Here is a 25148-nt window from a genome sequence, read left to right on the forward strand (position 1 = left end):
TATTGTGTCGCAAATTATTGCGGCGAGGTTTCCAGCGGTTGCGGCGTCGGGACCGGAACGGCTTCTACACCGTCGACGTCCTTCTGGATCTGATCCAGCAACGAACCTGGCTTGACCGGCTTCTCCGGTTTTGGTTTCTCGACGTTTTCTGCCGGGGCGGCCACTGTCGTGCCGCTGTCCTTGCCGAGAATGGCTTCGTCACGGCTCACGCCTGGCATGAAATCACCAGAGAGGCTGACAAGCTGATCATTTGGGTTGAAGATAACGCTAATGCGTTCCTGTTGGCGTTCACCGCCGCCCGGTTGCAGGCTGTACAGATAATCCCAGCGATCGGCATGGAACGTGTCAGTCAGCAGAGGGTTGCCCATGATAAACCGTACTTGCTTACGGGTCATTCCCGGGCGTAACTGGTCTATCATGTCCTGCGTGACGACATTGCCCTGCTGGATGTCGATTTTGTAAACCCCGGGGAATGAACAACCGGCGAGTGCGAGCAGTCCCACAAAGGTGAAACTGGTTAGCAAGAGCTTGGTGTTTTGCATCGGTGGGCGACTTCCACTATCTTGGCTGGGACAACGTAAACGCCGATCATACCCGCATTAAGAGAAGCTGCGAAGCAGCATCGCGAGAAAGCTGACCATGGTTGAAAATAGCGAACTACGCAAAGCCGGCCTCAAAGTGACCCTGCCACGGGTCAAAATTCTGCAAATGCTCGATTCCGCCGAGCAGCGCCACATGAGTGCCGAGGATGTCTACAAGGCCCTTATGGAGGCTGGTGAGGACGTCGGTCTGGCCACGGTTTACCGTGTCCTGACCCAGTTCGAGGCAGCTGGCCTTGTGGTGCGGCACAACTTCGACGGAGGCCATGCGGTCTTCGAACTGGACGACGGAAAGCATCACGACCATATGGTCAACGTCGAAACCAGCGAAGTGATCGAATTCTTCGACGAAGAAATCGAGCGGCTTCAGAAAGCAATCGTCGACAAGTATGGCTTCGAGATGGTTGATCACAATCTGGTGCTGTACGTGCGCAAGAAAAAGTAAGCATGTCGCGCGAACTTGAGGTTCGCGAAACGAACGAAGGCGACCCCAGGGTCGCCTTCGTGCTTTCTGCCTTTATTTATTCAGGCTTTTGCGGCCACCACCATTTTCCTGGCGTGCGCCAGGGATTCCTTGGTGAGGTCGATGCCGCCCAGCATCCGTGCGACTTCTTCGACGCGGTCGTTTTTGCTCAATTTGGAAACGGCCGTGCGGGTGGCATCTTCGCCGCGCACTTTATGCACAAATAGATGCTGATGACCTTGCGCCGCCACTTGCGGCAAGTGGGTCACGGTCAGTACCTGTCCGCGTTCTCCGAGTCGACGCAACAGTTGGCCGACGATTTCTGCAGTCGGACCACCGATACCAACGTCCACTTCGTCAAACACCAGAGTGGGAACGCGAGATGTCTGCGCGGTGATCACCTGGATCGCCAGGCTGATCCGCGACAGTTCACCTCCGGATGCGACTTTTGCCAACGCTTTTAATGGTTGGCCCGGGTTGGCGCTGACCAGCAGTTCAACCTGTTCAAGTCCGTTAGGCAGCAGTTCGTCGCTGCTATTTGGACGCAGTTCGATGGTGAAGCGCCCACCAGGCATGCCCAGACGCTGGATTTCCTGTTCCACGGCGCTGGCCAGGCTGCTTGAGGCTTGATGACGCAGATCGCTCAGCTCCCGAGCCTTTTCCTGATAATGGCGAGCGTATGAAGACAGTTCATCGCTCAGCCGCTCAATGGATTCGTCATTGGCGTTGAGGGTTTCGATTTCATCCAGCAGCTTCTGCTGCATCTCGGCGACTACGGTCGGCTGGATGCGGTGTTTGCGCGCCAGGGTGTAGATCGCGTCGAGGCGCTCTTCGAGGTACTGAAGGCGCGACGGATCGGCGTCGAAGTTGTCGAGGAAGCGGTTCAGTTCACCTACGGCCTCTTCAACCTGGATCTGTGCACTGGTCAACAAGCTGCTGGCTTCGCCCAGCGCACCGATCGAGCTGTTCACGCTCGACAGGCGGTTGAGGCTGGCGGTGAGGGCGTTCAGGACATTTCCTGAATCACTTTCACTGCATTGCTCGACGACTTGCCGGCAGATCCCGAGCAAGGTCTCGGCGTTGGTCAGGTTCTTGTGTTCCTGCTCTAGCTGCTCCAGTTCGTTGTCGCCAAGGCCAAGGTTTTCCAGTTCTTCGAGTTGGTAACTGAGCAATTGATGGCGGGCGCGTTGCTCATCGCCGGAGTTGGAGAGTCGCTCCAGTTCCAGGCGGGTCTGGCGCCAGCGTTGGGCGGCGAGGTGAACCTGGCGGGCCAGATCGGTCGCGCCGGCATATTCATCGAGTAGGCGACGGTGGGTATCGGTCTTGAGCAGAGATTGGTGTTCGTGCTGGCTGTGAATGTCGATCAGCAGCTCGCCCAGCGCCTTGAGGTCGCCAAGCGGGCAGGGCGTGCCGTTGATGTAACCACGCGAACGTCCTTCGGATGTGATGACCCGGCGCAGGATGCACGGGCCGTCGTTTTCGAGGTCGCGTTCGGCCAGCCAGGCGCTGGCTTCCGGAATGTCGGCCAGATCGAAGGTGGCCAGGATGTCGGCCTTGTCGGCGCCGGGGCGGACCACGCCGCTGTCGGCGCGATCGCCCAGGGTCAGGCCCAGCGCGTCGAGCATGATCGACTTGCCCGCGCCGGTTTCCCCGGTGATCACGCTCATCCCGCGATCGAGTTCGAGATCGAGATGTTCAACGATGGCGTAGTTGTGTACGGACAGGTGCACCAGCATATGGGCCGCTCCCAGGTGTTAGGTCTGGTTATTTATACAGTGTTTTGTTTCTGGCTGACAATGCCCCTCGTTAGCTCGATTCGCTCGGTCCGACGAAAGCCTTATCGCGACCGGGAATGACAAAGCAGTTGTTTTTTGTAGGGTTAATCGTCGGCGCCCCTTGAAGCCGGATTTTGCGGCCCCATATAGCTGGGCAGAAGCGCGAGTTGAGCTCGCGGACGAAATTGAAAGGAGAAATCTATGGCTGACGAACAGACAGTGGATACGCAAAACCCAGACGCCAACCAGGCGCCCGAGGCTTCGGGTGATGACCTGGCGGCTCGTGTACAAGTGCTCGAAGAGCAACTGGCAGGCGCTCAGGATCAGGCTTTGCGTGTAGCCGCCGATCTGCAGAACGTCCGCCGTCGCGCCGAGCAGGATGTGGAGAAGGCTCACAAGTTCGCGCTGGAAAAATTCGCCAGCGACCTGCTGCCGATCGTCGACAGCCTGGAGCGCGGCCTGGAACTGTCCAGCCCGGACGACGAAAGCATCCGTCCGATGCGCGAAGGCATCGAGCTAACCCTGAAAATGTTCCAGGACACTCTCAAGCGTTATCAGCTTGAAGCGATCGATCCCCATGGCGAACCGTTCAACGCCGTTCACCATCAGGCAATGGCCATGCAGGAAAGCGCCGATGTCGAGCCGAACAGCGTTCTGAAGGTGTTCCAGAAGGGCTATCAGCTCAATGGTCGCCTACTGCGCCCGGCGATGGTCGTGGTCAGCAAGGCGCCTGCGCCGGTTTCGCCTTCGATTGACGAGCAGGCTTGAAATCCGCCGCAAGGCCCCCATTTATAAGTCAAGCGTTTAAGTGCTACCGCAGTTAGCCACCACTGCTGCGGCAACCAAATCCAAAGTTTCGGGAGAGTGAACATGGGCAAAATTATCGGTATCGACCTGGGGACTACCAACTCCTGCGTCTCCGTGCTGGAAAACGGCAAGGCAAAAGTTATTGAAAACGCTGAAGGCGCGCGTACCACGCCGTCGATCATCGCTTACGCCAACGATGGCGAAATCCTGGTTGGCCAGTCGGCCAAGCGTCAGGCTGTGACCAATCCGCATAACACCCTGTATGCGGTGAAGCGTCTGATCGGTCGTCGTTTCGACGAAGAAGTTGTGCAGAAAGACATCCAGATGGTCCCTTACAAGATCGTCAAGGCTGACAACAGCGACGCCTGGGTTGAAGTGAACGGCCAGAAAATGGCACCGCCACAAATCTCGGCTGAAATCCTGAAAAAGATGAAGAAGACCGCCGAAGACTACCTCGGCGAAACCGTGACTGAAGCGGTGATCACCGTTCCGGCCTACTTCAACGACAGCCAACGTCAGGCGACCAAAGACGCCGGCCGCATCGCCGGCCTGGACGTAAAACGTATCATCAACGAACCAACCGCAGCTGCTCTGGCTTACGGTATGGACAAGGCCAAGGGCGATCACACCGTGATCGTTTACGACCTGGGCGGCGGTACTTTCGACGTTTCTGTGATCGAGATCGCTGAAGTCGATGGCGAGCACCAGTTCGAAGTACTGGCCACCAACGGTGACACGTTCCTGGGCGGTGAAGACTTTGACATTCGTCTGATCGACTACCTCGTCGACGAATTCAAGAAAGAAAGCGGCATGAACCTCAAGGGCGACCCGCTGGCCATGCAGCGCCTGAAAGAAGCCGCTGAAAAAGCCAAGATCGAGCTGTCTTCCGCTCAGTCGACCGACGTGAACCTGCCGTACATCACTGCAGACGCCACCGGTCCTAAGCACCTGAACGTGAAGATCTCCCGCGCCAAGCTTGAAGCGCTGGTTGAAGACCTGGTTCAACGTACCATCGAGCCTTGCCGCATTGCGCTGAAAGACTCCGGTATCGACGTTGGCGCGATCAACGACGTGATCCTGGTCGGCGGTCAGACCCGTATGCCACTGGTTCAGAAACTGGTGACCGAGTTCTTCGGTAAAGAAGCTCGTAAAGACGTGAACCCGGACGAAGCGGTTGCCATGGGTGCTGCCATCCAGGGCGCGGTACTGGCCGGTGACGTGAAAGACGTTCTGCTGCTCGACGTCAGCCCGCTGACCCTGGGTATCGAAACCATGGGCGGCGTGATGACTGCGCTGATCGAGAAAAACACCACGATTCCTACCAAGAAATCGCAAGTGTTCTCGACTGCCGACGACAACCAGGGCGCCGTGACCATTCACGTACTGCAAGGTGAGCGTAAGCAAGCGGCGCAGAACAAGTCCCTGGGCAAGTTCGATCTGGCCGAGATTCCACCAGCACCACGTGGCGTGCCACAAATCGAAGTGACCTTCGACATCGACGCCAACGGCATCCTGCACGTAGGTGCCAAGGACAAGGCCACGGGCAAGACTCAGTCGATCGTGATCAAGGCCAACTCCGGTCTGTCCGACGAAGAGATCGAGCGTATGGTGCGTGATGCCGAGGCCAACGCCGAGGAAGACCGCAAGTTCGAAGAGCTGGCCGCTGCCCGTAACCAGGGTGATGCACTGGTTCACTCGACGCGCAAAATGGTCGCTGATGCTGGCGACAAAGTGAGCGCTGAAGAGAAGACTGCAATCGAAGCTGCCGTAGTAGCCCTGGAAGCCGCTGTTAAAGGCGACGACAAGGCCGCTATCGACGCCAAGGTTGAAGAGCTGTCGAAAGTCTCCGCTCCAGTGGCGCAAAAGATGTACGCCGAACAGGCTCAGCCTGCTGAAGGTGCAGCACCGCACGACGACAAGGCGGAAAAGGCTGACGACGTTGTCGACGCCGAGTTCGAAGAAGTCAAAGACCACAAGTAAGTTGTTGGTCGGCCGGTTGACTGCCTTCAGGCGGTGACTGGTAGGATGTCGCCGCGCGGGAGCTTGCTCCCGCGTTGGCGTATCTGGAATACGCGAATTTTTACAGCATGCGACAACGTTCGGATGTTGGTGGTATGGCCGGAAATGCTCCTGCTTTTCGCGCCACAAGTACCACAAGAATCAAAGACCAGGATCGTTGAATCGACGTGAGTTGGGTCCGGGCCTGTATTGGGGCTCAACGAGTTCGGCAAACTCAGGAGGGTTTTGTCGGACGTCCTCAAGAGTGCAAAGACTTATGGCAAAGCGTGACTATTACGAAGTGTTGGGTGTTGAGCGTGGCTCAAGCGAAGCGGACCTGAAGAAGGCTTACCGTCGCCTGGCGATGAAGCACCACCCGGACCGTAATCCCGATGACAAGGCTTCGGAAGAGATGTTCAAGGAGGCCAACGAGGCCTACGAAGTGCTGTCCGATTCCAGCAAGCGCGCAGCGTACGACCAGTACGGCCATGCCGGTGTCGACCCGAGCATGGGTGGCGGCGGTGCCGGTTTCGGCGGCCAGAACTTCTCCGACATCTTTGGCGATGTCTTCAGTGACTTCTTCGGTGGCGGTCGCGGTGGTTCCCGTGGTGGCGCGCAGCGCGGCAGTGACTTGCGCTACACCCTGGAACTGGACCTCGAAGAGGCGGTGCGCGGTACGACCGTGAATATCCGCGTTCCGACGCTGGTCAACTGCAAGCCTTGCGACGGCTCCGGGGCCAAGAAAGGTTCTGCGCCGGTGACCTGCCCGACTTGCGGCGGTATCGGCCAGGTGCGCATGCAGCAAGGCTTCTTCTCGGTGCAGCAAACCTGCCCGCGCTGCCATGGCCAGGGCAAGATCATTTCCGATCCGTGCGATTCCTGCCACGGCGAAGGTCGTGTCGAAGAGTACAAGACCCTGTCGGTGAAAGTGCCGGCCGGTGTCGATACCGGTGACCGCATTCGTCTGTCCGGCGAAGGCGAGGCGGGTGCCCAGGGTGGGCCGACTGGCGACCTGTACGTGGTGATCAACGTGCGCGAGCACTCGATTTTCCAGCGCGACGGCAAGCATTTGTTCTGCGAAGTGCCGATCAGCTTCGTCGATGCGGCGCTGGGTGGCGAGCTGGAGATTCCGACCCTCGATGGTCGGGTCAAGCTGAAGATCCCTGAGGGGACCCAGACCGGCAAGCAGTTCCGTGTGCGTGGCAAGGGTGTCGCGCCTGTGCGTGGCGGTGGTGCTGGTGACTTGATGTGCCGCGTGGCGGTCGAGACTCCGGTCAACCTGAGCCGTCGCCAGCGTGAAATGCTAGAGGAATTCCGTAGTTCGCTGGCGGATGACAACAGCCATTCGCCAAAAACCACCGGTTGGTTCGAAGGCGTGAAGCGCTTCTTCGGCGATTTGTAAGGAGGCAGGCATGCGACGTATTGCAGTGATGGGCGCCGCCGGGCGCATGGGCAAGACCCTGATTGAAGCCGTGCAGCAAACCCCGGGCGCTGGTCTGACGGCGGCGGTGGATCGTCCCGACAGCACGCTGGTCGGCGCGGATGCCGGTGAGCTGGCTGCGCTGGGTCGAATCGGCGTTCCTCTGTCCGGTGATCTGGATCGGGTGGTCGACGAGTTCGACGTGCTGATCGACTTCACGCACCCGACGGTGACCCTGAAGAACCTGGCTTTCTGCCGTAAGCACGGCAAGGCCATGATCATCGGTACCACCGGTTTCAGCGTTGAAGAAAAGCAGTTGCTGGCGGAAGCGGGCAAGGACATTCCGATTGTCTTCGCGGCCAACTTCAGTGTCGGGGTCAACCTGTGCCTGAAGTTGCTCGACACGGCGGCTCGCGTATTGGGCGACGATGTCGATATCGAAATCACCGAGGCTCACCATCGGCACAAAGTCGATGCGCCGTCCGGCACTGCCGTGCGCATGGGTGAGGTGATTGCCGATGCGTTGGGTCGTGATCTGAAGAAGGTGGCGGTGTATGGCCGTGAGGGCCAGACCGGTGCTCGTGATCGCGAGACCATTGGTTTTGCCACTGTGCGTGCCGGCGATATCGTCGGTGACCACACCGTGCTGTTCGCCGCCGACGGCGAGCGTGTCGAGATCACCCACAAGGCGTCCAGTCGCATGACCTTCGCCAAGGGCGCGGTACGTGCTGCATTGTGGCTGGACGGGCGCGAGCCTGGCCTTTACGACATGCAAGACGTGCTCGATCTGCGTTAAGATGCACCCGAAATCGGGCTCGCGCACCGCGTTTGAGCCCGGTTTTGTTCCGCCAAGCGACGTCCTGTCGCATTCTCCAGCCTTTTAGGCTCATTGGCGGTAGACCAAAAAGGCCTTTTTCTGTAAGCTACAGCTTTAGTGTGTCCACTAAAAGCGCGCAGAATAATTCAGTGAAGAAGCGGGGTGACGTGTCCATACGTCACTCCGCTTTTTTACAACCTGCGATCGCCCTTTCAGGCTTTATTTACGGGAGGTCTTCTTGACTAAGCCAGCCATACTCGCCCTTGCTGATGGCAGCATTTTTCGCGGCGAAGCCATTGGAGCCGACGGTCAAACCGTTGGTGAGGTGGTGTTCAACACCGCAATGACCGGCTATCAGGAAATCCTTACCGATCCTTCCTACGCCCAACAGATCGTTACCCTGACTTACCCGCACATCGGCAACACCGGCACCACGCCGGAGGACGCCGAGTCCAACCGCGTCTGGTCTGCCGGCCTGGTCATCCGTGACCTGCCACTGGTGGCGAGCAACTGGCGTAACACGATGTCCCTGTCCGACTACCTGAAGGCCAACAATGTTGTGGCCATCGCCGGTATCGACACCCGCCGCCTGACGCGCATCCTGCGTGAAAAAGGCGCGCAGAACGGCTGCATCATGGCCGGTGACAACATTTCCGAAGCCGCCGCCATCGCCGCCGCCCAGGGTTTCCCTGGCCTCAAGGGCATGGACCTGGCGAAAGTTGTCAGCACCAAGGAAAGCTACGAGTGGCGCTCGACTGTCTGGGATCTGAAAACCGACAGCCACGCAACCATCGAAGCCTCTGAGCTGCCATACCACGTGGTTGCCTACGACTACGGCGTCAAGGTGAACATCCTGCGCATGCTGGTCGAGCGCGGTTGCCGCGTGACCGTCGTGCCTGCACAAACGCCTGCTGCCGATGTGCTGGCACTGAAGCCGGACGGCGTGTTCCTGTCCAACGGCCCTGGTGATCCGGAGCCTTGCGACTACGCGATCCAGGCGATCAAGGATGTGCTGGAAACCGAGATTCCGGTCTTCGGTATCTGCCTCGGTCACCAACTGCTGGCCCTGGCCTCCGGCGCCAAGACCCTGAAAATGGGTCACGGCCACCACGGTGCCAACCACCCCGTCCAGGACCTGGACAGCGGCGTGGTGATGATCACCAGCCAGAACCACGGTTTTGCCGTAGACGAAGCGACCCTGCCGGCCAACGTTCGCGCGATCCACAAATCGCTGTTCGACGGCACCCTGCAAGGTATCGAGCGTACCGACAAGAGCGCCTTCAGCTTCCAGGGTCACCCGGAAGCCAGCCCTGGCCCGAACGACGTAGCGCCATTGTTCGATCGCTTCATCACCGAGATGGCCAAGCGACGCTGATCGCTCGCCCTGATGTAGCAAAGCTTGAGGGTGGCCCCGTACTGGCGGCCCCCTCAAGGCTTCAGAGATTGAACAAGACGGCTTGCCGACTGACCTGCGGATTTGAGTGACAAACCCATGCCAAAACGTACAGACATTAAAAGCATCCTGATTCTTGGTGCTGGCCCGATCGTGATCGGCCAGGCCTGCGAATTCGACTACTCCGGCGCCCAGGCCTGCAAAGCCCTGCGCGAAGAGGGTTACCGCGTCATCCTGGTGAACTCCAACCCGGCCACCATCATGACCGACCCGGCCATGGCCGACGCCACCTACATCGAGCCGATCAAGTGGCAGACCGTTGCCAAGATCATCGAGAAAGAGCGTCCGGACGCGCTGCTGCCGACCATGGGTGGCCAGACCGCCCTGAACTGCGCCCTGGACCTGGAGCGCGAAGGCGTTCTGGAGAAGTTCGGCGTAGAGATGATCGGTGCCAACGCCGACACCATCGACAAGGCTGAAGACCGTTCGCGTTTCGACAAGGCGATGAAGTCCATCGGCCTGGCGTGCCCGCGTTCCGGTATCGCCCACAGCATGGAAGAGGCCAATGCGGTCCTCGAGAAGCTCGGCTTCCCGTGCATCATCCGTCCGTCCTTCACCATGGGCGGCACCGGTGGCGGTATCGCTTACAACCGCGAAGAGTTCGAAGAAATCTGCGCCCGTGGTCTGGACCTGTCGCCGACCAAAGAGCTGCTGATCGACGAATCGCTGATCGGCTGGAAAGAATACGAAATGGAGGTTGTCCGCGATAAAAAGGACAACTGCATCATCGTCTGCTCCATCGAAAACTTCGACCCGATGGGCGTGCACACCGGTGACTCGATCACCGTGGCTCCGGCACAGACCCTGACCGACAAGGAATACCAGATCCTGCGTAACGCCTCCCTGGCGGTACTGCGCGAGATCGGCGTGGAAACCGGCGGTTCCAACGTTCAGTTCGGTATCTGCCCGAACACCGGCCGCATGGTCGTGATCGAGATGAACCCGCGTGTATCGCGTTCCTCGGCACTGGCTTCGAAAGCCACCGGCTTCCCGATCGCCAAGGTCGCGGCCAAGCTGGCCGTGGGTTACACCCTCGACGAGCTGTCGAACGACATCACCGGCGGCAAGACCCCGGCGTCCTTCGAGCCGTCCATCGACTACGTCGTGACCAAGCTGCCACGCTTCGCTTTCGAGAAGTTCCCCAAGGCTGACGCGCGCCTGACCACTCAGATGAAGTCGGTGGGTGAAGTCATGGCCATCGGCCGCACCTTCCAGGAATCCCTGCAGAAAGCCCTGCGCGGCCTGGAAGTGGGCGTTTGCGGTCTGGACGAGAAGGTTGATCTGGCCAACCCGGAAAGCATGAGCGTACTCAAGCGCGAATTGACCGTGCCGGGCGCCGAGCGTATCTGGTACGTGGCGGACGCAATGCGCGCCGGCATGACCGTCGAAGACATCTTCGGCATGACCATGATCGACCCTTGGTTCCTGGTGCAGATGGAAGACCTGATCAAGGAAGAAGAGAAGGTCAAGACCCTGGGTCTGACCAGCATCGACCGCGACCTGATGTTCCGCCTCAAGCGCAAGGGCTTCTCCGATATGCGCCTGGCCAAGCTGCTGGGTGTGACCGAGAAGAGCCTGCGCGCTCACCGTCACAAGCTGGAAATCTTCCCGGTCTACAAGCGCGTCGACACCTGCGCTGCCGAGTTCGCCACCGATACTGCCTACCTCTACTCGACGTACGAGGAAGAATGCGAAGCAGCGCCATCGGGTCGCGACAAGATCATGATTCTGGGTGGCGGTCCTAACCGCATCGGCCAGGGCATCGAGTTCGACTACTGCTGCGTACACGCGGCACTGGCCCTGCGCGATGACGGATACGAGACCATCATGGTCAACTGCAACCCGGAAACCGTTTCCACCGACTACGACACTTCCGATCGCCTGTACTTCGAACCAGTGACCCTGGAAGACGTGCTGGAAATCGTCCGCGTCGAGAAGCCAAAAGGCGTGATCGTCCAGTACGGCGGCCAGACCCCGCTGAAACTGGCGCGTGCCCTGGAAGCCGCCGGCGTGCCGATCATTGGTACCAGCCCTGACGCCATCGACCGTGCCGAAGACCGTGAGCGCTTCCAGCAGATGGTCCAGCGCCTGAACCTGCGTCAGCCGCCAAACGCCACCGTGCGCAGCGAAGACGAAGCGATTCGTGCCGCCAGCAAGATCGGTTACCCGCTGGTGGTGCGTCCGTCCTATGTACTGGGCGGTCGTGCGATGGAAATCGTCTACGAAGAAGAAGAACTCAAGCGCTACCTGCGCGAAGCGGTTCAAGTGTCCAACGACAGCCCGGTGCTGCTGGACCACTTCCTCAACTGCGCCATCGAAATGGACGTGGATGCGGTCTGCGACGGCAAGGACGTGGTAATCGGCGCGATCATGCAGCACATCGAACAGGCTGGCGTTCACTCCGGTGACTCCGCGTGCTCGCTGCCGCCGTACTCGCTGCCGGCGCACATCCAGGACGAGATGCGCGAACAGGTCAAGAAAATGGCCCTGGAACTGGGCGTGATCGGCCTGATGAACGTGCAGTTGGCGCTGCAAGGCGACGACATCTACGTCATCGAAGTCAATCCGCGTGCTTCCCGTACCGTGCCGTTCGTGTCCAAGTGCATCGGTGTTTCCCTGGCAATGATCGCGGCTCGCGTCATGGCTGGTAAGACTCTGAAGGAAATTGGCTTCACCAAGGAAATCATTCCGAACTTCTACAGCGTGAAAGAGGCGGTGTTCCCGTTCGCCAAATTCCCTGGCGTTGACCCGATCCTCGGCCCAGAGATGAAGTCGACCGGTGAAGTGATGGGTGTGGGTGATACCTTCGGTGAAGCGTTCGCCAAGGCCCAGATGGGTGCCAGCGAAGTGCTGCCGACCGGCGGTACTGCGTTCATCAGCGTACGTGACGACGACAAGCCACTGGTTGCGGGTGTGGCCCGTGATCTGATCAACTTGGGCTTCGAAGTGGTCGCCACTGCCGGTACTGCCAAGCTGATCGAGGCTGCTGGCCTGAAAGTGCGCCGTGTGAACAAGGTGACCGAAGGTCGTCCGCACGTGGTCGACATGATCAAGAATGACGAAGTCACACTGATCATCAACACCACCGAAGGTCGTCAGTCGATCGCTGATTCGTACTCCATTCGTCGTAATGCCCTGCAGCACAAGATTTACTGCACCACCACCATTGCTGCTGGCGAAGCCATCTGTGAAGCGCTGAAGTTCGGTCCCGAGAAGACCGTGCGCCGCTTGCAGGATCTACACGCAGGATTGAAGGCATGAGCATAACGAAGTACCCCATGACCGTTCAGGGCGCTCGCGCCCTGGAAGAAGAGCACACTCACCTGACCAAGGTCGTTCGTCCGAAGCTCAGCCAGGACATCGGTACGGCCCGCGAGTTGGGTGACTTGAAGGAAAACGCCGAATACCACGCTGCCCGTGAGCAGCAGGGTATGGTTGAGGCGCGGATTCGTGACATCGAGGGCCGGATTCAGAATCAGGTCATCATTGATGTCACGACCATTCCTCATACTGGCAAAGTGATTTTCGGCACCACTGTTGAAATCGCCAACGTCGAAACTGACGAGCGCGTCACCTATCACATCGTGGGTGAGGACGAGGCTGACTTCAAACTGGGCAAAATCTCTGTCGGTTCGCCACTGGCCCGCGCCTTGATTGCCAAGGAAGAGGGTGATGTGGTCGCCGTGAAAACGCCTGGTGGCGTTATCGAGTACGAGATTGTCGAAGTTCGCCACGTCTGAAGGCCGGCGCCCGTTTCGTGCGGGCGCCATGCTTTGGCAGCTGACCCAGATGTTGTGGGTCGGCGGCTTGTGGTTGTTGCAAATCGGTCTGTTGCCGGTGCTGGGACGAATTGGCCTGGCGCCGCTGCTGATCGATGAAATCGCAGGCACGCTCAATACGTTGGTAGTGGGATTCGCTACGGCGTGTGTGATTTTTCAGGCTTTGGTGCTGGTTAAGGCCGAGGGCCTTGTCAGTCTATGGCGGGATATTCGCGGGCAACTGCTGTTGATGGCGCTGTATGCGTGCGCGATGTACTTCGCGGTGCGTTTCGGCTGGCCGGATGCCGATCGTTGGCAGGCGTTCAGCTATCTTGTCCTGGGCTTTTCCGGGCTGGTGCTGGTGTTGCAGCCGGTGCCGGGATGGAGTGGCAGGGTGCGCGAAGCACACCCTTGACCCTTGCAATCACTTGAAGCGATGGACGTTCGACAGCTGCTTGTTGACGCTGAAGTTCTTGCGGTAGATCAATGCCATCTTGCCGATGACCTGGACCAGATCCGCTTTGCCGACCTTGCAGAGCTCTGCAATGGACGCCAGGCGCGATTCGCGATCGAGGATATTGAGCTTGATCTTGATCAGCTCGTGATCCGCCAATGCGCGTTCGAGTTCGGCTAACACACCTTCAGTCAAACCATTGTCTGCCACAATCAGAACCGGTTTCAGATGGTGGCCAATGGATTTGTACTGTTTCTTCTGCTCTTGAGTGAGCGGCATAATCTGACCCCTGCGTCTGATCTTGTAAAAAGCGGCGGCCAGTTTACCCGAGCGAGTCCGGGACCGCCCAGTTAATCACGACCCGTTTTATTTTCGAGGTGGCCCGTGGCCCGTTCCAAGACAAGCCTTAACTGGCTGAAAGAACATTTCAACGACCCATTCGTCAAAATGGCACAAAAAGACGGGTACCGTTCCCGCGCCAGCTACAAACTGCTGGAGATCCAGGAAAAGGACCGTCTGATCCGCCCGGGCATGAGCGTAATCGACCTGGGTGCGGCCCCCGGTGGGTGGTCCCAGGTGACCAGTCGTCTGATTGGTGGGCAGGGCACACTGATCGCTTCTGACATTCTGGAAATGGACAGCATCCCGGACGTGACCTTCATTCAAGGCGACTTTACCGAGGATGCGGTGCTGGCTCAGATCCTCAATGCCGTCGGAAATAAGGAAGTAGACCTTGTGATTTCCGATATGGCCCCCAATATGAGTGGATTACCGGCCGTAGACATGCCGCGAGCGATGTTCCTGTGCGAGTTGGCACTGGATCTCTCGACCCGGGTGCTCAAGCCCGGTGGTGATTTTTTGATCAAGATTTTCCAGGGCGAAGGCTTCGACGAGTTCCACAAGAGCGTTCGCCAGCAGTTCGAGAAGGTGCAGATGCGCAAGCCGAACTCGTCGCGCGACCGTTCTCGCGAGCAGTACCTGCTAGGGCGCGGTTTCCGCGGGCGCAGTGAGGGTTGAGTGAATTTTCGATCGGGGCGATAGGATTTTTGTATTACGCCTTGTCAGAATTAGCGAATATTGTGTAGGAAGTGTTTCACAAAGGGTTACAGACGGCGCCTGCCAAGTTGTAGGTAATGTAGTAAGTTAGGCCGGTGAATATCATGCGAAGCGCGCGCCAGTAGCGGAGCTTGCTTCAGAGGGTAGTTAATTGAACGATATGGCAAAGAATCTGATCCTGTGGTTGATCATCGCGGCTGTCCTGGTGACGGTGATGAACAACTTCTCCAGCCCTAACGAGCCGCAGACCCTCAACTATTCCGACTTCATCCAGCAGGTCAAGGATGGCAAGGTCGAACGCGTGGCGGTTGATGGCTACGTGATTACCGGCAAGCGCAACGATGGCGACAGCTTCAAGACCATTCGCCCGGCGATCCAGGACAACGGCCTGATCGGCGACCTGGTGGATAACCACGTCGTGGTCGAAGGCAAGCAGCCTGAACAGCAATCCATCTGGACTCAGCTTCTGGTCGCCAGCTTCCCGATCCTCGTGATCATCGCCGTGTTCATGTTCTTCATGCGGCAGATGCAGGGCGGTGCCGGTGGCAAGGGCGGGCCGATGAGCTTCGGCAAGAGCAAGGCACGCCTGCTCTCCGAAGATCAGGTCAAAACCACTTTGGCTGACGTTGCCGGTTGCGACGAAGCCAAGGAAGAAGTTGGCGAGCTGGTCGAGTTCCTGCGTGATCCGGGCAAGTTCCAGCGTTTGGGCGGTCGCATTCCTCGTGGCGTGCTGATGGTCGGTCCTCCTGGTACTGGTAAAACCTTGATTGCCAAGGCGATTGCCGGCGAAGCCAAAGTGCCGTTCTTCACCATTTCCGGTTCCGACTTCGTCGAGATGTTCGTCGGTGTGGGTGCCAGTCGTGTTCGCGATATGTTCGAACAGGCCAAGAAACACGCTCCATGCATCATCTTCATCGACGAAATCGATGCGGTCGGTCGCCATCGTGGTGCTGGCATGGGTGGTGGTCACGACGAGCGCGAGCAGACGCTCAACCAGTTGCTGGTCGAGATGGACGGCTTTGAAATGAATGACGGCATCATCGTGATTGCCGCAACCAACCGTCCCGACGTACTGGACCCTGCGCTGCTGCGTCCGGGCCGTTTCGACCGTCAGGTTGTGGTCGGTCTGCCGGACATCCGTGGTCGCGAACAGATTCTCAAGGTTCACATGCGCAAAGTGCCGATGGGCGACGACGTTGCCCCGGGCGTGATTGCTCGTGGTACTCCAGGCTTCTCCGGTGCTGACCTGGCCAACCTGGTGAACGAGGCATCGTTGTTCGCTGCCCGTGCCGGCAAGCGCATCGTCGAGATGAAAGAGTTCGAACTGGCCAAAGACAAGATCATGATGGGCGCTGAGCGCAAGTCCATGGTCATGTCCGAGAAAGAAAAGCAGAACACGGCTTATCACGAAGCGGGCCACGCCATCGTGGGGCGTGTCGTGCCTGAGCATGATCCGGTGTACAAGGTGTCGATCATCCCGCGCGGTCGTGCGCTGGGTGTGACCATGTTCCTGCCGGAAGAAGATCGTTACAGCCTGTCCAAGCGTGCATTGATCAGCCAGATCTGCTCGCTGTACGGCGGTCGTATCGCTGAAGAAATGACCCTTGGCTTCGATGGCGTGACCACCGGTGCCTCCAACGACATCATGCGCGCCAGCCAGATTGCGCGGAACATGGTGACCAAGTGGGGTCTTTCGGAAAAACTCGGTCCGTTGATGTACGCCGAAGAGGAGGGTGAAGTGTTCCTCGGTCGCGGCGGTGGCGGTCAGAGTGCAAGCTTCTCTGGTGAGACAGCCAAGCTGATCGACTCCGAAGTGCGCAGCATCATCGATCAGTGCTACGGCACGGCGAAGCAGATTCTTACGGACAACCGTGACAAGCTCGATGCGATGGCCGATGCCTTGATGAAGTACGAAACGATCGATGCCGAGCAGATCGACGACATCATGGCGGGTCGTCCGCCTCGTGAGCCGCGCGACTGGTCGGGTGGCACGGGTACTTCCGGCACCCCGCCGGTGGTGCAGGATGAGCGTCCGGAAACACCGATCGGCGGTCCTGCTGCTGACGTATAAGGTTTGAAATGACTTCTGTTCAGTCCTCGACCCGGTTGCCTTGCGGCAACCGGGTTCTTGATTTGGCCCAGACGCATGTCATGGGTATTCTCAATGTCACTCCTGATTCTTTCTCCGATGGTGGCCAATACAGCCAGCTCGACGCGGCCATGCGCCACGCTGAGGCCATGGTGGCGGCCGGCGCGACGCTGATCGATGTCGGTGGCGAATCTACCCGTCCTGGTGCCAGGGCGGTGTCGCCACTGGAAGAGTTGGAGCGCGTAGCGCCCATTGTCGAGCGCATCAGTCGCGAACTGGACGTCATCATCTCGGTCGACACCTCCACACCAGCGGTCATGCGTGAAACTGCGCGCCTGGGTGCCGGGTTGATCAATGACGTGCGTTCGTTGCGTCGCGATGGCGCCCTGGATGCTGCGGCAGCCACCGGGTTACCGGTTTGCCTGATGCATATGCTTGGAGAGCCAGGCGATATGCAGGACAATCCGCAGTATCACGACGTTACAAGGGAAGTCGGTGAGTTTCTCGCCGAGCGCATGCATCAGTGTTCATTGGTGGGAATTGCGGCTGAGCGGATCATTCTTGACCCCGGCTTTGGCTTCGCCAAAACCTTGCAGCACAATCTGAGTTTGTTCAGACATATGGAAGCCCTGCATGCCTTGGGGCGACCCCTGTTGGTCGGGGTTTCGCGCAAGAGCATGATCGGCCAGGCGTTGAATCGTCCGGTGGGGGACCGACTGTATGGTGGTTTGGCGCTCGCGGCGCTGGCTTCAGTGAAGGGTGCGCGTATATTGCGCGTCCATGATGTAGCCGAAACAATGGATGTGGTGCGGATGATTGCCGCAGTGGAATCAGCCGAATAAGAATGATGGAGCACTTATGAGCAAAAAATATTTTGGCACCGATGGTATTCGTGGGCGTGTCGGTGAATACCCGATTACTCCTGATTTCATGCTCAAGCTCGGCTGGGCTGCAGGTATGGCGTTCCGCAAGATGGGCGCCTGCAAGGTATTGGTAGGTAAGGACACCCGGATCTCCGGTTACATGTTCGAGTCTGCGCTTGAAGCAGGGCTGACGTCGGCAGGTGCTGATGTGATGCTCCTTGGGCCTATGCCGACCCCGGCGATTGCCTACCTGACGCGTACCTTTCATGCCGAAGCTGGCATCGTGATCAGTGCGTCGCACAATCCGCATGATGACAATGGCATCAAGTTCTTCTCCGGCAATGGCACCAAGCTGCCGGATGAAGTCGAACACATGATCGAAGAGCTGCTCGATACCCCAATGACTGTGGTTGAGTCGAGCAAGATCGGCAAGGTGTCGCGAATCAATGACGCGTCGGGTCGGTATATCGAATTCTGCAAGAGCAGTGTGCCGACCGGTACCAGCTTTACCGGCCTCAAGATTGTGATCGACTGCGCCCATGGTGCGACCTACAAAGTGGCGCCGAGCGTGTTTCGTGAGTTGGGTGCCGAAGTCGTGGTCTTGTCCGCGCAGCCCAACGGTTTGAATATCAATGACAACTGCGGCTCGACCCATATGGGGCAACTGCAGGCCGCTGTGCTGGCTGAACACGCCGATCTGGGTATCGCCTTCGATGGTGATGGCGACCGGGTGTTGATGGTGGATCACACGGGGGCGATCGTCGATGGTGATGAGTTGCTGTTCATCATTGCTCGCGACCTGCATGAGCGAGACAAGCTGCAAGGTGGTGTAGTCGGTACACTGATGAGCAACCTGGGGTTGGAGTTGGCCTTGGCCGACCTGGCGATTCCATTTGTCCGCGCCAATGTTGGTGATCGTTATGTGATTGCTGATCTGCTGGAGCGCAACTGGCTGGTCGGTGGCGAAAATTCGGGTCATATCGTTTGCTTCAATTACACCACCACTGGTGATGCGATTATCGCCGCGTTGCAGGTGCTGAAGGCGTTGAAAGCCCGTGGGCAAGGTTTGGCTGAGGCGCGTCAGGCGCTGCGCAAGTGCCCTCAGGTGCTGATCAATGTGCGTTTCGGTGGCGGCGCAAGCCCGCTCGACCATCCGTCGGTCAAGGAAGCCAGCGAACGTGTGACCAAGGCCATGGCAGGCCGGGGGCGTGTGCTGTTGCGCAAGTCCGGAACCGAACCACTGGTGCGTGTGATGGTCGAAGGCGAAGACGAAACGCAGGTTCGTGGCTATGCCGAAGAGCTGGCAAAACTGGTTACTGAAGTTTCTGCCTGAATTCGGCTTGCCAGCCTTGATTGTGTTGGGTAACATCTGCGCCCACTTTGACCGACGAGGTACAGCATGCGTCGCCCTATGGTAGCTGGTAACTGGAAGATGCACGGTACCCGCGCCAGCGTCGCTGAGCTGATCAACGGCCTTCGTGACTTGGCCTTGCCGAGCGATGTTGATGTTGCGGTATTCCCGCCTTGCCTGCATATCAATCAAGTGATTGATGGTCTGGAAGGAAAGTCGATTTCGGTCGGCGCGCAGAATTCTGCGGTGGAATCCGGACAAGGTGCGTTGACCGGTGAAGTTGCACCGAGTCAGTTGGTGGATGCAGGTTGTTCCCTGGTGCTTGTCGGGCACTCCGAACGCCGCCAGATCATGGGCGAGCAGGACGGAATGCTGATCCGCAAGTTCGCAGCGGCACAGGCATGTGGCTTGATTCCGGTGTTGTGCATAGGGGAAACCCTTGAGCAGCGTGAAGCCGGAAAGACTCTTGAGGTTGTCTCGCGTCAGCTGGGCAGTATCATTGAGGAGCTGGGTGTCGGTGCCTTTGCCAAGGCGGTGATCGCTTACGAGCCGGTCTGGGCCATTGGCACCGGGCTGACTGCAACGCCACAACAGGCGCAGGATGTGCACGCAGCCATTCGCGCCCAGTTGGCGGCAGAGAATTCTGAAGTCGCGCAAGGTGTGCGGCTTCTATACGGCGGCAGCGTGAAGGCGGCCAATGCGGTCGAACTGTTCGGCATGCCGGATATCGATGGGGGCCTGATTGGTGGGGCTTCCCTGAATGCAGATGAGTTCGGTGCGATTTGTCGCGCCGCGGGAAACTGAAAAAATGCTGGAAACAGTCGTAGTCGTTTTTCATCTGCTGGGTGCATTGGGCGTAGTAGCTCTGGTTTTGCTGCAGCAGGGTAAAGGTGCGGATGCTGGCGCGTCTTTCGGAGCAGGTGCTTCAAATACTGTGTTCGGAAGCCAAGGTTCCTCTACCTTTCTTAGTAAGTTTACTGCTATACTTGCCGCAGGTTTTTTCATAACCAGCTTGGGGTTAGGTTACTTTGCTAAAGAGAAGGCTGAACAGCTGACTCAAGTAGGTCTCCCAAATCCAGCGGTACTGGAAGTTCCAAAGCAACAACCGGCTTCTGATGATGTCCCGGTGCTTCAAGAGCAAAAGTCGGCTACTCCAGCGACTGACGTACCTCCAGCTCAAGAGCAGAAGTAAGAAGAGTTTCAAACGTAGTATTGCCGAGGTGGTGGAATTGGTAGACACGCAACCTTGAGGTGGTTGTGCCCATAGGGTGTAGGGGTTCGAGTCCCCTTCTCGGTACCAATTAGTCAGGAGAGCCCGCTGTTGCGGGCTTTCTTGCAGGTGGAAGGTTACATTGACCCTGTAGGGGATCGGTCGTATACTTCCGCCCCAGCTTTGTCGCGGGGTGGAGCAGTCTGGTAGCTCGTCGGGCTCATAACCCGAAGGTCGTCGGTTCAAATCCGGCCCCCGCAACCAGTTTAAGGAGCCCCTTTTAAGGGGCTTTTTGTTAGCTGGACACTTTCAACGCCGCTGTTCGACGGCGTTTCAAGGATGGGCGTTTCGCCCATTTTTTTATTTTGCATAGCATGCACATACATGCACTAGGGGGTTCAGGTGTCGAGCAAGCTAGAAGAGTTGCAGGCCTTGCTGGCCCCGGTGGTCGTGGCCCTAGGCTATGAATGCTGGGGTATCGAGTTTTCGGCTCAGGGTCGTCACTCGATGTTGCGCGTTTATATCGATAAAGAAGGCGGCGTGCTGGTGGACGATTGCGCCATCGTCAGCCGTCAGATCAGCGGTGTGCTGGATGTTGAAGATCCAATCTCCGTTGAATACACCCTTGAAGTTTCCTCGCCTGGCATGGAACGCCCGCTGTTCACTCTTGAGCAGTTTGCAAAATTTGCCGGTGAACAAGTGAAGATCAAGCTGCGCTCGCCTTTTGAAGGACGACGCAACTTTCAGGGCCTTCTGCGCGGCGTAGAAGAGCAGGATGTCGTGGTGCAGGTAGAAGACCATGAGTTCCTGTTGCCGATCGATATGATCGACAAGGCCAACATTATTCCCAGTTTTGACTGAGGCGTGCCAGATACTGCGGATCCCGCGGATCCAATGGCTTGCGAAAGGCGAGGCGTACGATGAGCAAAGAAGTACTGCTGGTTGTTGAGTCGGTATCCAATGAAAAGGGCGTACCGGCAAACGTTATTTTTGAAGCGCTGGAGCTGGCTCTGGCCACTGCTACCAAAAAGCGTTTCGAAGACGAAGTTGATCTGCGTGTGGAAATCAATCGCCACACGGGTGCATACGAGACATTCCGTCGCTGGACGGTCGTCGAAGAAGCAGACCTGGACGATCCGGCCATCGAAACCTGGCCGAGCAAGGTTGCCGAAACGCATCCTGGCGCCAAGGTCGGTGATGTCGTAGAAGAGAAAATCGAGTCCATCGAGTTCGGCCGCATTGCTGCACAGACTGCCAAGCAAGTCATTGTGCAGAAAGTTCGCGAAGCCGAGCGCGCTCAGGTTGTTGACGCTTACCGCGAGCGCCTGGGTGAAATCATCTCCGGCACCGTGAAAAAAGTCACCCGCGACAACGTGATCGTTGATCTGGGCAACAACGCTGAAGCGTTGCTGGCCCGCGAAGACATCATTTCTCGCGAAACTTTCCGGGTTGGCGTGCGTCTGCGTGCGCTGCTCAAGGAAATCCGCACCGAGAACCGCGGCCCGCAGTTGATCCTGTCGCGCACCGCGCCGGAAATGCTGATCGAGTTGTTCCGCATCGAAGTGCCGGAAATTGCCGAAGGCCTGATCGAAGTGATGGCTGCGTCCCGTGATCCGGGTTCGCGCGCCAAGATCGCTGTTCGCTCCAAGGACAAACGCATTGACCCGCAGGGCGCTTGCATTGGTATGCGCGGTTCGCGCGTCCAGGCAGTGTCGGGTGAGTTGGGCGGTGAGCGTGTTGATATCGTTCTGTGGGACGACAACCCGGCTCAGTTCGTGATCAACGCCATGTCCCCGGCCGAGGTTGCGGCAATTATCGTTGACGAAGATGCCCACGCAATGGACATCGCCGTTGGCGCAGACAATCTGGCTCAGGCCATCGGTCGCGGTGGTCAGAACGTGCGTCTGGCTAGCCAGTTGACTGGCTGGACCCTGAACGTGATGACCGAATCGGACATCCAGGCTAAACAGCAAGCGGAAACCGGCGACATCCTGCGCAACTTCATCGACGAGCTGGAAGTCGACGAAGATCTGGCACAGGTGCTGGTGGACGAAGGCTTCACCAGCCTGGAAGAGATTGCCTACGTACCGTTGGAAGAAATGCTCAACATCGACGGCTTTGACGAAGATACCGTCAACGAGCTTCGCGCTCGTGCCAAGGATCGCTTGTTGACCAAAGCCATCGCTACTGAGGAAAAGCTGGCAGACGCCCATCCGGCCGAAGACCTGCTCTCGCTTGAGGGTATGGACAAGGATTTGGCGATGGAACTGGCGGTGCGCGGCGTAATTACCCGCGAAGACCTGGCCGAGCAGTCTATTGACGACCTGCTCGACATCGACGGCATTGACGATGATCGTGCCGGCAAGTTGATCATGGCCGCCCGAGCCCACTGGTTCGAGTAATTAGGCGCGGCCTGAGGAGAGAAATGCATGACGCAAGTCACGGTGAAACAACTGGCCGATGAGGTCAAAACACCGGTAGAGCGCCTGTTGCAGCAGATGCGTGAGGCAGGTCTGCCGCACACCGCCGCCGAAGAACATGTGACTGACAGTGAGAAGCAATCGTTGCTGACTCACTTGAAAAGCAGCCACAAGGCGAAAGTGGAAGAACCACGCAAGATTACGCTGCAGCGTAAAACCACCAGCACCCTGCGTGTTGCTGGCAGCAAAAGCATCAGCGTTGAAGTACGCAAGAAGAAAGTCTTCGTACAGCGCAGCCCGGAAGAAATCGAAGCCGAGCGCAAGCGTGAACTGGATGAACGACGCGCAGTAGAAAATGCTGCTCGTCAGAAGGCTGAAGAAGAAGCCAAGCGTCGCGCCGAAGAAGACGCGCGTCGCCAGCCTGCTGCGCCGACCGCTCAAGCCGTACCTGTTGCAGCGTCTGCTGTGGTGGCCGAGCCAGTTCGCGAAAGCGCACCGGTTGTGGCGGCTGCTCCGGCTCCTGCGGCCGATACCCGCAAGCGTGACGAACAGCGTCGTCCGGACAAGCCACGTGCCGACGACAGCAATCGTCGCGGTAGCGGCGATGGCGAGCGCAAAAACGCTCCGCATCGTGCTTCGGTCAAGGAAAAGGCACCGGCTCCACGCGTTGCCCCACGTACTACCGACGAAGAAAGCGATGGCTTCCGTCGTGGTGGTCGCGGCAAGGCCAAGCTGAAGAAGCGCAACGCCCACGGTTTCCAGAGCCCAACCGGCCCTGTCGTGCGCGAAGTGAAGATCGGCGAAACCATCACTGTTGGCGACCTCGCCCAGCAGATGTCGGTGAAGGCTGCTGAAATCATCAAGTTCATGTTCAAACTGGGTACTCCAGCGACCATCAACCAGGTACTGGATCAGGAAACTGCCCAGCTGGTGGCTGAAGAGCTGGGCCACAAAGTGACCCTGGTCAGCGACACCGCCCTGGAAGATTCCCTGGCCGAGTCCCTGAAGTTTGAAGGCGAGGCAGTTTCCCGTGCACCAGTCGTGACCGTAATGGGCCACGTTGACCACGGTAAGACTTCCCTGCTCGACTATATCCGTCGTGCCAAGGTAGCTGCTGGCGAAGCCGGTGGTATCACCCAGCACATCGGCGCGTACCACGTTGAAACCGACCGTGGCATGGTGACGTTCCTCGACACCCCAGGTCACGCTGCGTTTACCGCAATGCGTGCCCGTGGTGCCAAGGCGACCGATATCGTGATCCTGGTGGTTGCAGCGGACGACGGCGTGATGCCGCAGACCATTGAAGCTGTTCAGCATGCCAAGGCTGCGGGTGTTCCGCTGGTCGTGGCGGTGAACAAGATCGACAAGCCGGGCGCCGATCTCGATCGCATCCGTAGCGAACTGTCGGTTCACGGCGTGACGTCGGAAGAGTGGGGTGGTGACACTCCGTTCGTACCGGTCTCGGCGAAGATGGGTACTGGCGTCGACGAACTGCTCGAAGCGGTACTGCTGCAAGCCGAAGTTCTGGAACTGACTGCAACTCCATCGGCTCCTGGCCGTGGCGTCGTGGTTGAATCCCGTCTCGACAAGGGCCGTGGTCCGGTGGCTACCGTTCTGGTTCAAGACGGTACCCTGCGTCAGGGCGACATGGTCCTGGTCGGTTCGAACTATGGTCGCGTTCGCGCCATGCTCGACGAGAACGGCAAGTCAATCAAGGAAGCCGGTCCGGCCATCCCTGTCGAGATCCTCGGCCTGGACGGTACTCCGGATGCTGGCGACGAGATGAGCGTGGTTGCCGACGAGAAGAAAGCCCGTGAAGTGGCTCTGTTCCGTCAAGGCAAGTTCCGCGAAGTCAAGCTGGCTCGCGCTCACGCCGGCAAGCTGGAAAACATCTTCGAAAACATGGGCCAGGAAGAGAAGAAGACGCTCAACATCGTCCTCAAATCCGACGTCCGTGGCTCGTTGGAAGCGTTGAACGGTGCCTTGAACGGCCTGGGTAACGACGAAGTGCAAGTGCGTGTAGTGGGTGGCGGTGTCGGTGGTATCACCGAATCCGACGCCAACCTGGCACTGGCCTCCAACGCTGTACTGTTCGGCTTCAACGTGCGTGCCGATGCCGGCGCGCGCAAGATCGTCGAGCAGGAAGGTCTGGATATGCGTTACTACAACGTGATCTACGACATCATCGAAGACGTCAAGAAAGCCCTGACCGGTATGCTAGGCAGCGATGTTCGCGAGAACATCCTGGGCATCGCCGAAGTGCGTGACGTGTTCCGTTCGCCGAAGTTTGGCGCGATCGCCGGTTGCATGGTTATCGAAGGTGTTGTGCACCGTAACCGTCCAATCCGTGTACTGCGTGAAGACATCGTTATCTTCGAAGGCGAGCTGGAATCCCTGCGCCGCTTCAAGGATGACGCTTCCGAAGTACGTGCCGGCATGGAATGCGGTATCGGCGTGAAGAGCTACAACGACGTCAAGGTCGGTGACAAGATCGAAGTCTTCGAGAAGGTGCAGGTTGCTCGCAGCCTCTAACTCGCGCACTTCAAGAGCCGTGATGGGCCGCCGCATGCAAATGCGTAGTTCGTCACCCGGACTCTAAACGCAACGCCCGGTCT

The 25148-nt window shown here is 58.4% G+C and carries 21 protein-coding genes and 2 tRNA genes; 20 read left to right on the forward strand and 3 right to left on the reverse strand.

Features of this window, described 5'->3' with window-relative positions:
* Positions 1 to 14: 14 nt before the first annotated feature.
* On the reverse strand, positions 15 to 542 hold the full coding sequence (locus tag WHX55_RS03590) for an outer membrane protein assembly factor BamE (protein ID WP_150727496.1): 528 nt from the start codon (positions 540 to 542) through the stop codon (positions 15 to 17).
* Positions 543 to 639: 97 nt separating this feature from the next.
* Here WHX55_RS03590 and fur point away from each other — a divergent pair, with 97 nt between their 5' ends.
* Positions 640 to 1044, forward strand: coding sequence for a ferric iron uptake transcriptional regulator (fur, locus tag WHX55_RS03595; RefSeq protein ID WP_003197684.1), 405 nt, complete (start codon positions 640 to 642; stop codon positions 1042 to 1044).
* A gap of 80 nt (positions 1045 to 1124) precedes the next feature.
* Here fur and recN read toward each other — a convergent pair whose 3' ends face one another.
* Positions 1125 to 2798, reverse strand: a complete 1674-nt coding sequence (gene recN, locus WHX55_RS03600) for a DNA repair protein RecN (protein WP_353742081.1) — start codon at positions 2796 to 2798, stop codon at positions 1125 to 1127.
* A gap of 240 nt (positions 2799 to 3038) precedes the next feature.
* On the opposite strand from recN, the gene grpE reads away from it, so the two are divergent.
* The 8 genes from grpE to WHX55_RS03640 all read left to right on the forward strand — a co-directional run bounded on the left by grpE (position 3039) and on the right by WHX55_RS03640 (position 13505).
* On the forward strand, positions 3039 to 3605 hold the full coding sequence (gene grpE / locus WHX55_RS03605) for a nucleotide exchange factor GrpE (RefSeq protein ID WP_046038692.1): 567 nt from the start codon (positions 3039 to 3041) through the stop codon (positions 3603 to 3605).
* A gap of 102 nt (positions 3606 to 3707) precedes the next feature.
* Positions 3708 to 5624 carry a molecular chaperone DnaK gene (gene dnaK, locus WHX55_RS03610; protein WP_150727494.1) on the forward strand — a complete coding sequence of 639 codons (1917 nt, stop codon included), beginning with the start codon at positions 3708 to 3710 and terminating at the stop codon, positions 5622 to 5624.
* A gap of 295 nt (positions 5625 to 5919) precedes the next feature.
* Positions 5920 to 7044: a molecular chaperone DnaJ gene (dnaJ, locus tag WHX55_RS03615; protein WP_057716482.1), complete on the forward strand. Its 1125-nt coding sequence runs from the start codon at positions 5920 to 5922 to the stop codon at positions 7042 to 7044.
* A gap of 10 nt (positions 7045 to 7054) precedes the next feature.
* Positions 7055 to 7858, forward strand: coding sequence for a 4-hydroxy-tetrahydrodipicolinate reductase (gene dapB, locus WHX55_RS03620; RefSeq protein WP_057716481.1), 804 nt, complete (start codon positions 7055 to 7057; stop codon positions 7856 to 7858).
* Positions 7859 to 8117: 259 nt separating this feature from the next.
* Positions 8118 to 9254: a glutamine-hydrolyzing carbamoyl-phosphate synthase small subunit gene (carA, locus tag WHX55_RS03625; protein ID WP_046038697.1), complete on the forward strand. Its 1137-nt coding sequence runs from the start codon at positions 8118 to 8120 to the stop codon at positions 9252 to 9254.
* Between the two features lie 117 nt (positions 9255 to 9371).
* The gene (gene carB / locus WHX55_RS03630) at positions 9372 to 12593 is read left to right on the forward strand and encodes a carbamoyl-phosphate synthase large subunit (protein ID WP_095942405.1); all 3222 of its coding nucleotides are present in this window, start codon (positions 9372 to 9374) and stop codon (positions 12591 to 12593) included.
* Between the two features lie 2 nt (positions 12594 to 12595).
* Positions 12596 to 13072: a transcription elongation factor GreA gene (gene greA, locus WHX55_RS03635; protein WP_046038757.1), complete on the forward strand. Its 477-nt coding sequence runs from the start codon at positions 12596 to 12598 to the stop codon at positions 13070 to 13072.
* Between the two features lie 28 nt (positions 13073 to 13100).
* On the forward strand, positions 13101 to 13505 hold the full coding sequence (locus WHX55_RS03640; RefSeq protein ID WP_150727522.1) for an MFS transporter: 405 nt from the start codon (positions 13101 to 13103) through the stop codon (positions 13503 to 13505).
* A 9-nt stretch (positions 13506 to 13514) separates the two neighbouring features.
* On the opposite strand, the gene WHX55_RS03645 is transcribed toward WHX55_RS03640, so the two are convergent.
* Positions 13515 to 13823 (reverse strand): YhbY family RNA-binding protein, encoded by a 309-nt coding sequence (locus WHX55_RS03645; protein WP_007942889.1) that lies wholly within the window; start codon positions 13821 to 13823, stop codon positions 13515 to 13517.
* 105 nt (positions 13824 to 13928) lie between these two features.
* Between WHX55_RS03645 and rlmE the strand changes: the two genes are divergently transcribed.
* From rlmE to infB, 11 genes are all read left to right on the forward strand, one after another.
* Positions 13929 to 14561, forward strand: coding sequence for a 23S rRNA (uridine(2552)-2'-O)-methyltransferase RlmE (gene rlmE / locus WHX55_RS03650; RefSeq protein ID WP_353742082.1), 633 nt, complete (start codon positions 13929 to 13931; stop codon positions 14559 to 14561).
* Positions 14562 to 14760: 199 nt separating this feature from the next.
* Entirely contained in the window at positions 14761 to 16671 is a 1911-nt protein-coding gene (gene ftsH / locus WHX55_RS03655) for an ATP-dependent zinc metalloprotease FtsH (RefSeq protein ID WP_150754339.1), read from the forward strand.
* Positions 16672 to 16679: 8 nt separating this feature from the next.
* Entirely contained in the window at positions 16680 to 17531 is an 852-nt protein-coding gene (gene folP, locus WHX55_RS03660) for a dihydropteroate synthase (RefSeq protein WP_150754340.1), read from the forward strand.
* 16 nt (positions 17532 to 17547) lie between these two features.
* Positions 17548 to 18885, forward strand: a complete 1338-nt coding sequence (gene glmM / locus WHX55_RS03665) for a phosphoglucosamine mutase (protein WP_150727490.1) — start codon at positions 17548 to 17550, stop codon at positions 18883 to 18885.
* A 66-nt stretch (positions 18886 to 18951) separates the two neighbouring features.
* A complete protein-coding gene (gene tpiA / locus WHX55_RS03670; RefSeq protein ID WP_150727489.1) occupies positions 18952 to 19707 on the forward strand; it encodes a triose-phosphate isomerase in 756 nt (251 codons plus the stop codon).
* A gap of 4 nt (positions 19708 to 19711) precedes the next feature.
* Positions 19712 to 20095, forward strand: a complete 384-nt coding sequence (gene secG / locus WHX55_RS03675; protein ID WP_150727488.1) for a preprotein translocase subunit SecG — start codon at positions 19712 to 19714, stop codon at positions 20093 to 20095.
* A gap of 22 nt (positions 20096 to 20117) precedes the next feature.
* Positions 20118 to 20203 (forward strand) — tRNA-Leu (locus WHX55_RS03680).
* Between the two features lie 97 nt (positions 20204 to 20300).
* Positions 20301 to 20377: transfer RNA gene (locus WHX55_RS03685), tRNA-Met, on the forward strand.
* Between the two features lie 138 nt (positions 20378 to 20515).
* Positions 20516 to 20974 (forward strand): ribosome maturation factor RimP, encoded by a 459-nt coding sequence (gene rimP / locus WHX55_RS03690; protein WP_007973115.1) that lies wholly within the window; start codon positions 20516 to 20518, stop codon positions 20972 to 20974.
* 59 nt (positions 20975 to 21033) lie between these two features.
* Positions 21034 to 22515 (forward strand): transcription termination factor NusA, encoded by a 1482-nt coding sequence (nusA, locus tag WHX55_RS03695; protein ID WP_008057419.1) that lies wholly within the window; start codon positions 21034 to 21036, stop codon positions 22513 to 22515.
* 27 nt (positions 22516 to 22542) lie between these two features.
* Complete coding sequence (infB, locus tag WHX55_RS03700) at positions 22543 to 25065, forward strand: translation initiation factor IF-2 (protein ID WP_353742083.1); 2523 nt, start codon at positions 22543 to 22545, stop codon at positions 25063 to 25065.
* Positions 25066 to 25148 lie beyond the last annotated feature (83 nt).

The sequence above is a fragment of the Pseudomonas fluorescens genome, assembly GCF_040448305.1.
Classification (GTDB): Bacteria; Pseudomonadota; Gammaproteobacteria; order Pseudomonadales; family Pseudomonadaceae; genus Aquipseudomonas; species Aquipseudomonas fluorescens_BH.